At 71.4% G+C, this 11,609-nt stretch carries 11 protein-coding genes and 1 pseudogene; 6 read left to right on the forward strand and 6 right to left on the reverse strand.

Going from position 1 to position 11,609, the window contains the following annotated elements:
- Window positions 1-375, forward strand: a pseudogene (locus tag MFF55_RS25430) (methyl-accepting chemotaxis protein); the annotation flags it as partial.
- A gap of 230 nt (window positions 376-605) precedes the next feature.
- Here the strand turns inward: MFF55_RS25430 and MFF55_RS25435 are convergent.
- Genes MFF55_RS25435 through MFF55_RS25450 form a run of 4 tightly spaced genes read right to left on the reverse strand, consistent with a single transcriptional unit; the run spans window position 606 to window position 3,606 of the window.
- Window positions 606-1,388, reverse strand: a complete 783-nt coding sequence (locus MFF55_RS25435; RefSeq protein WP_238246892.1) for a LamB/YcsF family protein — start codon at window positions 1,386-1,388, stop codon at window positions 606-608.
- Window positions 1,389-1,436: 48 nt separating this feature from the next.
- Complete coding sequence (locus MFF55_RS25440) at window positions 1,437-2,438, reverse strand: 5-oxoprolinase subunit C family protein (RefSeq protein ID WP_238246893.1); 1,002 nt, start codon at window positions 2,436-2,438, stop codon at window positions 1,437-1,439.
- Window positions 2,435-3,178 carry a 5-oxoprolinase subunit B family protein gene (locus MFF55_RS25445; protein ID WP_238246894.1) on the reverse strand — a complete coding sequence of 248 codons (744 nt, stop codon included), beginning with the start codon at window positions 3,176-3,178 and terminating at the stop codon, window positions 2,435-2,437. Before MFF55_RS25445 ends, MFF55_RS25440 begins: the two co-directional genes overlap by 4 nt.
- Window positions 3,179-3,228: 50 nt before the next feature.
- A complete protein-coding gene (locus MFF55_RS25450; RefSeq protein WP_238246895.1) occupies window positions 3,229-3,606 on the reverse strand; it encodes a hypothetical protein in 378 nt (125 codons plus the stop codon).
- Between the two features lie 182 nt (window positions 3,607-3,788).
- Between MFF55_RS25450 and MFF55_RS25455 the strand changes: the two genes are divergently transcribed.
- From MFF55_RS25455 to MFF55_RS25470, 4 genes are all read left to right on the forward strand, one after another.
- Window positions 3,789-4,310 (forward strand): invasion associated locus B family protein, encoded by a 522-nt coding sequence (locus MFF55_RS25455; protein ID WP_238246896.1) that lies wholly within the window; start codon window positions 3,789-3,791, stop codon window positions 4,308-4,310.
- Window positions 4,311-4,335: 25 nt separating this feature from the next.
- Window positions 4,336-4,971: a hypothetical protein gene (locus MFF55_RS25460; protein WP_238246897.1), complete on the forward strand. Its 636-nt coding sequence runs from the start codon at window positions 4,336-4,338 to the stop codon at window positions 4,969-4,971.
- Window positions 4,972-5,221: 250 nt separating this feature from the next.
- On the forward strand, window positions 5,222-7,078 hold the full coding sequence (locus MFF55_RS25465) for a glycosyltransferase family 2 protein (protein WP_373874873.1): 1,857 nt from the start codon (window positions 5,222-5,224) through the stop codon (window positions 7,076-7,078).
- A gap of 13 nt (window positions 7,079-7,091) precedes the next feature.
- Entirely contained in the window at window positions 7,092-8,999 is a 1,908-nt protein-coding gene (locus MFF55_RS25470; protein ID WP_238246898.1) for a glycosyltransferase family 2 protein, read from the forward strand.
- A 7-nt stretch (window positions 9,000-9,006) separates the two neighbouring features.
- Here the strand turns inward: MFF55_RS25470 and purC are convergent, their stop codons facing one another.
- Both purC and nth read right to left on the reverse strand, forming a co-directional pair.
- Window positions 9,007-9,801 (reverse strand): phosphoribosylaminoimidazolesuccinocarboxamide synthase, encoded by a 795-nt coding sequence (gene purC, locus MFF55_RS25475; RefSeq protein WP_238246899.1) that lies wholly within the window; start codon window positions 9,799-9,801, stop codon window positions 9,007-9,009.
- A 229-nt stretch (window positions 9,802-10,030) separates the two neighbouring features.
- Window positions 10,031-10,759, reverse strand: coding sequence for an endonuclease III (gene nth / locus MFF55_RS25480; protein ID WP_238246900.1), 729 nt, complete (start codon window positions 10,757-10,759; stop codon window positions 10,031-10,033).
- 20 nt (window positions 10,760-10,779) lie between these two features.
- Between nth and MFF55_RS25485 the strand changes: the two genes are divergently transcribed.
- Window positions 10,780-11,301 carry a DUF2244 domain-containing protein gene (locus MFF55_RS25485; protein ID WP_238246901.1) on the forward strand — a complete coding sequence of 174 codons (522 nt, stop codon included), beginning with the start codon at window positions 10,780-10,782 and terminating at the stop codon, window positions 11,299-11,301.
- The last annotated feature ends 308 nt before the right edge of the window (window positions 11,302-11,609 follow it).

Below are 11,609 nucleotides of genomic sequence, written 5' to 3' on the forward strand. Positions count from 1 at the left end.
CTGGCGGGCCAGACCGCTAAGGCGACGAGCGAGATCGGCGAGCGCATCACCGAGATCCAGGCGGCGACGCAGGAGGCGGTGGGCGACATCGAGGCGATCAGTCGGATCATCGACGAGATGTCGAGCTACGCGGCGGCGATCGCGGCGGCGATGGAGGAGCAGGGTGCGACCACGCTCGAGATCACCCGCAACGTGCAGGAGGCGGCGCGCGGCACCGAGCAGGTGACGACCAACATCTCCGATGTGCGTCAGGGCGCCGGTCAGACGGGTGCGGCCGCGTCCCAGGTGCTGAGCGCGGCCCAGGAGCTCTCGCGCCATTCCGAGAGCCTGACGCAGGAAGTCGGCAGCTTCCTCGCCAACGTCAAAGCCGCCTGACACCATGGCGCAACCTCAGCGGCGACGTGACTCCTTCGTCGCTGAGGGCACAGATTGGTGAACCATCCCAACCGCCCAAAGACCTCTGATGACGGCATGTGGCCCTCTGGGTCGCAAAGTTCGTGACGATCAACGCGCGGACCGGCCGCTCCTGAAAATGACGAGGCGCAACCGATACGCGCGGATCGGGTCGGAACCAGCCAAGTTACGACCAAGCTCGTTGGCAGACCCTAGGCGGAAGCCGGAGGGCGCTCATCGTGCCCGAAGGCCGCGAGGGTCACTCCCGCCGCCTCCAGGCCCGCGCGCACCGCGGCGGCTCGCAGGGTCGCGCCCTCGAGGTCGCCGTGGATGCAGATCGAATGGATCGGCGTCCGCGCCAATCCCCCCGAGGACGTCGGGATGCCGCCCGCCTCGACGATGCGCAGGGCCTGCGCCGCGGCCTTCCCCGGGTCCGTGATCAGATCCCCGGCTTGGCCGCGCGGGACGAGGCCGCCGGCCTCCGTGTAGCCGCGATCGGCGAAGGCCTCCTGATAGGTCGCGAGCTCCGCCGCCTCGCCTGCGGCGACCTGGGCGGAGAGCGCGATCGCGAGCAGGGCGAGCCCGGGATCGACCGCTCGCACGGCGCGGGCGACGGCCCCCGCGACCTCCGGCTCGGCGGCGGCTAGCGACGACAGCGCGCCGTGCGCCTTTACGTAGGTGATGCGATGCCCCGCATAGGCGGCAAGCGCCTGCGCCGCGCCGACCTGGTAGGCGACGAGGCGCTCGATCTCGGAGGCGCTGAACGGCATGCGCCGCCGTCCGAAACCCCAGAGGTCGGGAAAGCCCGGATGCGCCCCGACCGCGACGCCCCGTGCCTTCGCTTCCGCGAAGGTCGCGGCCATGATCTCCGGATCGCCCGCATGGAGGCCGCAGGCGACGTTGGCGGAGGTGACGATGGCGAGCAGCGCCGCATCGTCGCCGATGCGATAGGCGCCGAAGCCTTCGCCGAGGTCGCAGTTCAGGTCGATCCGCATCGGAGGCCTCTCGGGGTTCGGACGAAGGCTGGGAGGTTGAGGCAATCCTTATCCGACCACGCCGTCGATGAGGTTTCGCTCCAGCAGGAACTCCGGGCTGAACGTGGTCCGGATCAGCGGGGCGAGACGGATCGGCGCCCGCAGCGCCTTCGCCTCGGCCCGGCGCGCGGCGACGGCCTGCGCGATCGAGACCGCGGCGAACCGCAGTCGCGTCCCGGGCTGCGCCTGGGCGAGGCGGCCGAGATCCGGCCCGATCACGGTGGCGATCTTCGGGTAGCCGCCGGTCGGCTGCCGGTCCGCCATCAGGATGATGGGAGTGCCGTCGCCCGGCACCTGGACCGCGCCCATCGCGACCCCGTCCGAGACGATGTCGTGGCCGCCCGCGTGACGCAGGGGCTCGCCGTCGAGGAAGCAGGCCATCCGGTCGCCGCGCGGGGTCACGGTCCAGGGCCCGGCGAGGAAGCGCTCGACCTCCGAGGGCGCGAAAGCATCCGCCTGCGGCCCGAGCACCACGCGGATGATGCCGGGCGGGCGGTCGAGCCAGGGCGCGACGAGGGCGGCCGGCTCGCCGACCGCGGCGCGGGGCTCGGCGATCGTCAGCCGGTCGCCCGCGGCCAGCGCCCGGCCGTCGAGCCCGCCCATGCGGGATCGTGTGTGGGTCGCCGTCGAGCCGAGAAGGGCGGGCACGTCGATGCGGCCGCCGACGACCAGCATGCACCAGGCGCCGGCCGTCCCAGCCCGGATCGTCAGCCGTGCGCCCGGGAGCAGGGTGAGGGCGACCGCCGCGGGCAGGGGGGCGCCGTCGAAATCGATCCGGAAGGCCCCGCCCGCGAGCGCGACGTCGAGGGGGGCGTCCTCGGCGGCGACGGAGAGACCCGCGAGCGCGACTTCGATCGCGGTGCTGCCAGGCGGATTGCCGAGCGCGAGATTGGCGGTGGCATGGGCCAGCGGGTCCATGGGGCCGGCCGGGGTGATGCCGTAGCGCAGGTAGCCGTGGCGGCCGGCATCCTGGAGCGTCGCGCCGCCCCCCAGGATGCGCAGGGCGGTCACGCGAGCCGCCTCGCCACGACCTCGCCGGCGGCAGCGCGGCGGTCGAGGGCGGCGAAGGTCGCCGCATCGACGGGCTCGAAGCGCAGCCCGTCGCCGCCCTCGACGAGGAAGGCCGGCTCGCGCTCGGGCGCGTAGAGGCGCTCAGGCGTCCGGCCGATCACGTACCAGCCCGTCGGCATCGGGAAGGTCGCGACCGCCGCGAGCCCTCCGCCGACCATCACGGCGTTGCGAGGGTGGGGCGGCCGGGGACTTGCCCGGCGCGGAAGCGCGAGCGCCTCGGGCAGGCCGCCGAGATAGGCGAAGCCCGGCGCGAAGCCGTACATGTAGACCCGGTACTCTGCGGAGGCGTGCCGCGCCGCGACCTCCTCGGCGGACAGGCCGGCGAGGGCGCCGAACGCGGCGATGTCCTCCGCGAGCGCGGGATCGTAGCAGCAGGGCATCGCCCAGGTCCGGCCGGCCCGCCGCGGGCCGCTTGGCCGCCGGAGATCCGCCTCGACGCGGGCGACGAGGGCGGCGCGGTCGAGGACGAGCGGGTCGTAGTGGATCATCAGGGATCGGTAGGTCGGCACGCACTCGCGAAGGCCCTCGGGCGGCGCGAGGCGGAGCGCATCGTCGAGGGCGAGAACCCGCTCGTTCGTCGCTGGGTCGACACGCGACCCGAACTCGACCACGAGGGCGGCCTCGCCCGCGTCGAGGAAGCGCGGCGTGGTCTCCTGCGGCTCTGGCGATGGGACGGGCACGGCTCGCTCCCGGGCGCGGCGACCGGCTCGTTCCGCGCCCGTCGCGAGGCTCAGCCCCGCGCGCGAAGGGCCCGCAGGCGCGTGGCGCGCTCGGCCGGCCAGGTTGGGCGCGGGTCGACGTCGCCGGGATTGAGGGTACGCGGGGCGATGCTGTCGCAGACCTCGCGCTGGCGGACGATCACGGGCCGTCCGGCCTCGTCGCGGCGGCGGATATGGCCGCCGTCGCGGCAGAAGCCGGCGATCTCGGCCGCGCTGCCGGAGCGGCGGCCACCCGGATTGCGAGGGACCGGGCGGTGCTCGATGACGAGCGGTCCGTCCCGATTCAGGGAGCGCTCGACATAGGTGGTCTCGTTCACTGGGAGCGGGTCTGCCGCCGCGGGCAGGATTCCGGCCAGCATCAGGAGGGCAGGCAGGGCGGGGAACCGCATGGGACTCATCCGTTCGCGAGAAAGCGTGGCCATCAGAATTACCCGCTGCGGGCGGTGGGGGATAGCCCTCCGGGAGACCTCGTCTCGCTTGACAGCCGACGGCGCGGCATGGTCGGAACACCGGGTTTTCGGTGGGTTGGGCCGAAGGGTTCGGGAAGGGTCGCCGGGTGGAGTTGCGAGGAATGCTGCAGCGCGCGGGGCGTCGGCTCTCGGAATGCCGCCTCCCGCTGGCCTTCCTGGCCGCGCTGCTCCTCGAGGTCGCGCCGGCGCAGGCGCAGGGGACGGTGCGCAACACCTTCGGCGACTGGCAGCTGCGCTGCGAGACGCCCGCCGGCGCCAAGGCCGAGCAATGCGCCATGGTGCAGTACCTCGCGGCCGAGGACCGGCCGAACCTCACTCTCGTGGTGATCGTGCTGAAGACGGCAGACAATCGCGGCTTCCTCCTGCGCGTCGTGGCGCCGCTCGGCGTGCTGCTGCCCTCGGGCCTCGGCCTCAAGATCGACCAGACCGATATCGGCCGCGCCGGCTTCGTGCGCTGCCTGACGACGGGCTGCGTCGCGGAGGTGGTGATGGACGAGGGCCTCATCCGGCAGTTCGTCGGCGGCAGCCAGGCGACCTTCATCGTCTTTCAGACCCCGGAGGAGGGAGTCGGAATCCCGCTCTCGATGAAGGGGTTCGGGCAGGGCTTCGAGAACCTGAAATAGAGGGTCCGATGGGGATGCGGCGCGCATGAGCAAGGGGCGGAAACGGGATCGGTCGGCGTCGGGCGCGCGCCTGCTCCTGACGCTCGTCGCGCTCGCCGCGGCGGCGGGACCCGCCGTGGCCCAGGAGGGCAACTTCCTCACCAACATGTTCAAGTACGGCGGGACGACGGTGCCGCCGTCCCAGCCCAAGGATGTCGAGCCGCCCTATTGCCCGCCCGTCGAGGTGGCCGAGGGCGGCGCGGCGCTGCAATCCTATGGCGGCAAGGCCGGCAATTCGAGCGCGCTGCGCAACCAGATCACCTTCGGGCGCCTCGCCCGGGAATGCGCCTGGCTCCAGGACGGGAGCGTGAGCGTCAAGGTCGGCGTCGAGGGCCTGGTCCTGCTCGGGCCCGCCGGCTCGGCGGGGCGCTTCGAGGCGCCGGTGCAGATCGCGATCAAGTACGGCGACAAGGCCGTCGTCTCGCGGGCGCGGAAGATGACGGTGGCGATCGGCAGCGGCGAGGTTCAGGGCATGTTCTCGCTGGTGGAGGACGGCCTCGTCGTCCCGCCGGCGATGGCCGGCGACTACGCGATCGAGGTCGCGCTCGGCGCAGGCGGCGCGCGCAGCGCCCCGAAGAAGCGCAAGCCGGCCCCGAGCGCCGAGGCGGGCGCGGCGCAATGAGGGCACCCGCCCGCCGCCATGCGGCCGAGCGTGGGACGCGGGGCTCCTGAGCGAATCCTCGCCCCAGCCCGCGCGTCCGAGATCATCACCGATCCGCCTCGGCCGGGAGACCGCGTTCAGGGTCGAGGCGGTGGAAGGCGCGCCCTTCGACCGGCGCCTCGTCCTCCCCGCCCAACCGCGCGAATGCTGGATCGTCCTGACCTACGCGGCGGACGCCGTCCTCCGCCCGCTCCGGCCGATGGTCCGGATGATGCGGGCCGACGGCTCGGCCCAGGATTTCGTGCTCCCCGGCATCCCCGAGGGCCGGGCCTTCTGGTTGGGCTACCTGCCGCCCGACCTCGCCGAGCTGCGGCTCGCCGTCGATGCGCGCAGCGGCTTCGTGCTGGAACGCGTCGGGCTGCGGCGTCATGCGAGCGTCTTCGCCGAATGCCTCGCCAAGCGGCCCCTGCGGGCAGGACCGGCGCTCTATCATTTCCTGCGAGGCGACGAGCGGCGCTTCCGCGACATCCTGCGCGGAAGCTGCGCCGTCACCCCGCTCTCGGATTACGGCGCCTGGGCCGAGGCCCGCGCGCGCGGGTCCAGGGCAGCGCCGGCAGGACAGGGCGAGTCGATCCGCCTGATCCTGCCGGCCGCGCCGGCCGAGCACCCGCTCGTCGCCCGGACTATCGAGAGCCTGCGGGCGCAGACCTCCACCGCCTGGACGCTTCTCGTCGCATGGTCGGAGGGCGTTGGCGAGCCGATGCATTCCGCGTTGGACGAGGGGGGCCTGCATCGGGTGTGGCCCGAGAGCGGCCGGCTCGGCGATCTCCTCGATGGCGCCGGAATCGCCGGCTTCCTCGCGCCCGGAGACCGCCTCGCGGACGATGCGCTCGCCCAGCTCGCCGCTGGAATCGGCAGCGATGTCGAGCTCATCTATGCCGACGAGGTGGTGGACGCCGCACCGCCCCAGCCTCGCCTCAAGCCCGATTGGAGCCCGGACCTGGCGCTCCTTGAGGGCTATCAGGGCCGGCCGATCCTCTATGCCGGCGCCTTGCTGGCGCGGCTCGCCGAACGCCCCCTCGGCCGGCCGGAGACCTTCCTCCTCGATCTGAGCGTCGCGGCGGCAGGGATGGCGGAGCCGTCGCGCGTCGCGCATCTCCCGCGCATCCTCTGCCGCTCCGCCGCTCCGGCCGTGAAACCGGACCGGGCAGCGGCCCTGGAGCGCCACCTCGCCGAGACCGGATCGTCCGCGCGCATCTCGGTCCGGGACGGCGTCCTCGACTTCGACTGGCCCCTGCCGGACCCGGCGCCGCTCGTCAGCGTGATCATTCCCTCGAAGGACCGGCTCGATCTCATCGCGTGCTCCGCCCGCGGCGTCCTGCAGGAGACCGCCTACGCGCCGCTGGAACTGATCATCGTGGACAACGGCTCGACCGACGCGGAGGTGCTGGCGCATTACGCGGGGCTGCAGGCCGACCCCCGGGTGCGGATCGAACCCTTTCCGGCGCCCTTCAACTTCTCGGCGATGGTCAATGCCGGCGTCGCCGTCGCCCGAGGCCCCATCGTCGTCCTCCTCAACAACGACGTCGCGATCCTGCAGGAGGGCTGGCTCGACGCCCTGGTGCGGCAGGCTTCCCGCCCGGAGGTCGGCGCCGTCGGGGCCAAGCTCCTCTACGAAAACGGGTCCCTGCAGCACGGGGGCGTCGTCGTCGGCCTCGGCGGCCGGGCCGGCCACATCCTGAGGCGAAGGCCCGGCGACGCCCCCGGCCATCTCGGCCGGATGCGCGTGGCCCACGAGGTTTCCGCCGTCACCGCCGCCTGCCTCGCCGTGCGCCGGGAGCTCTACGACTCCGTCGGCGGGTTCGACGCGGAGGCCTTTCCGATCGACTTCAACGACGTGGATTTCTGCCTGCGCCTCGGTGCCGCCGGCCACAAGACGATCTGGACGCCGCGGGCGGTGCTGTCGCACCTCGAATCCGTGACGCGCGGCCCGCCGACCGGCGAGGAGCGCCTGCGCTTCGAGCGCGAGGGCGACCGCTTCGCCGCCCGCTGGCGCGACATCGTCCGGCACGATCCCTTCTACCATCCCGCCCTCTCGCTGACGACGTTCGGCGAGGAGCTGGAATAGGCGGGCGGGACCCGTGAGCACGGATCGCGGACCTCGCGACGGGAGCCTCGACGCGCTGCGCTTCGCGCTCGCGCCGGCGCGAGGGAGGGCGGCACGGTGGCTCGCCGTCGCCCGAGGGCTTGCTGCTCATCCAGGTCCGACCCTCGCGATCCTTCGCAGCCGGCTCGCCGGCAAGCGCCTTCGCGCCCGCCAGGCCTTGATCGCCCTGCTCGGCGCCGATCACAGGGGATTGTGGCACTCGACGCTGGGCCTGCCAGCCGCCGCGGGTGTTTCCTCCGGCACCGCGGCGCGCGTCGCGACGGTGACGGCCGGAATGCTGCGCGAGGGCGCCGTGCCGTCGGCCGCCATCATCATCCTCGTTGCCCCGGGCCACGTCCTGATCGAGGGCGCCGCCGACCGTCTAGCGGCGGCTTTCGCAGCCGATCCGGGGATGCAGATCCTCTACGGCGACGCCCTCTTTGAGCCTGGGGGCACAGGCGGCCGATGCCTGCCCCTCCTGCGGCCGGCCTTCGACCCGGAATACCTGCTCGCCGTCGACTACATCGGGCCCGTCATCGCGATCCGAGGGGAGGCGCTGCGAGAGGTCGGCGGGCTCGCGGATGCACCGCCGGGGGCGGAGGCCATGGACCTCGTGCTTCGGTGCGCCGACAGGTTCGGCCGCGGCGCCGTCCGGCATTTGCCCCAACCCGTGTCCCTCTGGCAGCCGAGCCAGGGTACCGACGCGCCGCGGGCGGCGGGCTCCGCTAGGGCATCTTCGGCGGTCGCCGCGTCGGGCGCGGGTCCGCTCCCCAAGGGAGAGAGGGACAGGGGGAGGGGAGCGAACTCTCCGGAGAGGCCACGCCCCTCACCCCAACCCTCTCCCACTGGGAGAGGGAGCCCGACGCGGGTCTCGCCCGCGGCCGCGGTGCCTCGTACGACGGGGCAAACGGGAGACGACGGCCATGGCGTCCGTTCCGCGCGCCTGGAGGCCGTCCGGCGCCACCTCGTTCGCATCGGTGAGGCGGCGGAGGCGGTGGTGTCCAGCGAGGGGATCGTCTCGGTCATCCGTTCGCTGCCCGATCCGCGGCCCCTCGTTAGCCTGATCGTCCCGACCCGCGACCGGCTCGACCTGCTGAGACCCTGCATCGAGAGCCTCCAACACGGCACGGATTGGCCGGCCAGGGAGATCCTCATCTGCGACAACGACAGCCGGGACCCCGCGACCCACGCCTATTTCCATTCGCTCGAGGCGAGGGGGCTCGCCCGCGTCATTCCTCGCCCAGGACCCTTCAACTTCGCGGCCATGAACAACGCCGCCGCCCGGCAGGGAAGGGGACGGCTCCTCGCCTTCGTCAACAACGACGTTGAGGCGTTCCAGCCGGATTGGCTCGAACGGCTGTGCCGGGAGGCCCTGAGGCCGGGTATCGGCGCGGTCGGCGCCAAGCTCCTCGACGGGGAGGGACGCATCCAGCATGCCGGCATCGTGCTCGGGACCGGCGGCCTCGTCACCCATGGGCACCGGCACTTCCCAGGCGACGCGCCGGGCTATCTCGCGGGCCTGGAGGCGACGCGGGAGGTCTCCGCCGTCACCGCAGCCTGCCTCGTGGTGGAGGCGGGGAAGTTCGCGGCCGTCGGCGGCTTCGACGAGAAGACCTTCGCCGTCGACTTCAACGACGTCGATCTCTGCCAGAGGCTGAATGCGGGCGGCCTCCGCACCCTGCTGGTGCCGTCCGCCGTGCTCCATCACCGCGAGGCGGCGAGCCGGCGCTGGACGCCCGAGGCGCGGGCCCGGCATGAAGGCGAGGTGGAGGCGCTGAGAAAGCGATGGGGGCCGCTGCTCGCGCAGGACCCCCATTACCATCCGGGCTTCGATCCCGATCTCGGCACCTATGCGCGGCTCCGTCGCGACTGGCCGGAAGGCATCGCCGCCGGCCCGCGCTGAGCCCGCGCTACTGTACGAGCCGCGGCCCGCCCGTCTGCACCTTCTCGTTCTCGGACATGATGCCGAGGCGCTTGGCGACCTCCGTATAGGCCTCGATGAGGCCGCCGAGATCCTTGCGGAAGCGGTCCTTGTCGAGCTTGTCCTGGCTTTTCACGTCCCAGAGGCGGCAGGAATCGGGGGAGATCTCGTCGGCGACGACGATGCGCATGAGGTCGCCCTCCCAGAGCCGACCCGTCTCGATCTTGAAGTCCACGAGGCGGATGCCGACGCCGAGGAAGAGGCCGGACAGGAAGTCGTTGACGCGGATCGCCAGCGCCATGATGTCGTCGATCTCCTGGGGCGTCGCCCAGCCGAAGGCGGTGATGTGCTCCTCCGAGACCATCGGGTCGTTCAGCGCGTCGTTCTTGTAGTAGAACTCGATGATCGAGCGCGGCAGCTGCGTGCCTTCCTCCAGCCCGAGCCGGGTCGCGAGCGAGCCGGCGGCGACGTTGCGCACCACCACTTCGAGCGGGATGATCTCGACCTCGCGGATCAGCTGCTCGCGCATGTTGAGCCGGCGGATGAAGTGCGTCGGCACGCCGATGTCGTTGAGGTGCTGGAAGACGAACTCCGAGATCCGGTTGTTCAGCACGCCCTTGCCGTCGATGACGTCGTGCTTCTGCGCGTTGAAGGCGGTCGCGTCGTCCTTGAAATGCTGGATGAGCGTTCCCGGCTCCGGACCCTCGTAGAGGACCTTCGCCTTGCCCTCGTAGATGCGACGGCGGCGGTTCATAGGCGTGTACCGTGGTTTGAGGAAGTCCATGGGGCCGTGACTCCTTCGGACTGATACGCTGTGCGGAATCCGCGGCAGGTCGGCCTGTGAGGCGGCCGGGCCGGGAGGACACATCGTTTCTCGTCGAAAGCCTCTGCGACCGGCGGCAAACTAGCGGAAGCGGGCAGGCAGCACAACGCGCGGGACTTGACACGAGGCGCCGACCTCAACGGGGCTGGATCGCCCGGTCCGGTCAACGGGGCGGCCGGTGGCGAGGGGCTCAGACCGTCTTGCTCGGATAACGGCAGAGATCCGCGATCGGGCAGCGTGGGCATTCGGGGCGGCGCGCCTTGCAGACGTAGCGGCCGAACAGGATCAGCCAGTGATGGGCGTTCAGCCGGTAGGGCTCGGGGACGATGGCCTCGAGCCCGGCCTGAACCTTGTCGGGCGTCGCGGCGACCACGAGCGGAATGCGGTTCGCGACCCGGAAGATGTGGGTGTCGACGGCGATGGTCGGCTCGCCGAAGGCGACGTTGAGGACGACGCTCGCGGTCTTGCGCCCCACGCCGGGCAGCACTTCGAGGTGCTCGCGCTCGCGGGGCACCTCGCCGCCATGTTCTTCCACGAGGATGCGCGAGAGGGCGATGACGTTCTTCGCCTTGGTGTTGAAGAGCCCGATCGTGCGGATGAACTCGCGCACCCGCGCCTCGCCGAGCGCCAGCATCGCCTGCGGGTGGTCGGCGATGGCGAAGAGGGGGGTGGTGGCGAGGTTGACGCTCTTGTCGGTCGCCTGCGCCGACAGGACGACCGCGACGAGCAGGGTGTAGGGATTGAGATACTCGAGTTCGGCCCGCGGTTCGGGATTGGTGGCGCGAAGTCGCGCGAAGATCTCGGACACCGTCTCCGATCCGACCGGATCGGGCCGCGTCTCGATTGCTGCGACGATCGGCTCGACGAGAACCGCCTCGGCTGACGATTTCTTGAGGCGCGGCGGCTTTCGAGCGATCATCGCCGCGTTATATTGGCCCCATGGCGAGCGGCAACCTCTACGCCCACCCCGACGGCCTCGATCCGAACACGGTGGACCGACCGATGTTCCAGGCGACGATCAGGCCGCATCAATCTCTGGGGTCGGACGGATTCCGGATCCTCATGATCGGGTTCGGGCTGGTCTGCCTGGTTCTCTCCATCGCCTTCGTGCGCGCGGGCTTCTGGCCGGTGGCGGGCTTTTTCGGCCTTGACCTGCTCGCCCTCTACGCAGCGCTGAAGGTGAGCTTCCGCCGCGGGCGCTCCTTCGAAGAGGTCATGATCTCGCAGATCGAGGTCGTCCTGGCGCGGGTGAGCCACCGGGGCGAACGGCGCGAATGGCGCTTCAATCCCGTCTGGACGAAGCTGACGCGGGTCGAGGACGAGGAGTACGGGCTGCAGAGGCTGACGCTGGTGTCCCGCCGCGAGCACGTGGTCGTGGCCCGCGATGCGTCCCCGACCGAAAGAGAGGCCGTCGCCGCCGGCTTGGCGCGCGCATTGGCCGACATCAAGAAGGGCTACTGAGCCCGAGCCGCTTGGAGCGCCCCGGGGGCGGCGCCGTCTGGGTTTCCGCAGGCCGAACCGGCCGAAAACGAAAAATGTCACCGATCCGTCATTTCACGTGTTGACGTCTCCGGCGGGTCTCCGTATACCGCTGTTCATCGGCGCCGGCCGCGGGAGTGGTTCGGCGGCTTTTGCACCTCTTGGGTGTGGCGTGTTGGTCTCCTGGTATTTTGGGAGTTGACACGGTTCTTTGGGGCTCTTATCTGGGCTCTACTGCATCAGCGGCCTTCGGCGGCCTTGCGATGTGGATTTCACAATTTGGCGGGTGT

Origin of the sequence: Methylobacterium iners, from assembly GCF_022179305.1 — a bacterium.
Classification (GTDB): Bacteria; Pseudomonadota; Alphaproteobacteria; order Rhizobiales; family Beijerinckiaceae; genus Methylobacterium; species Methylobacterium iners.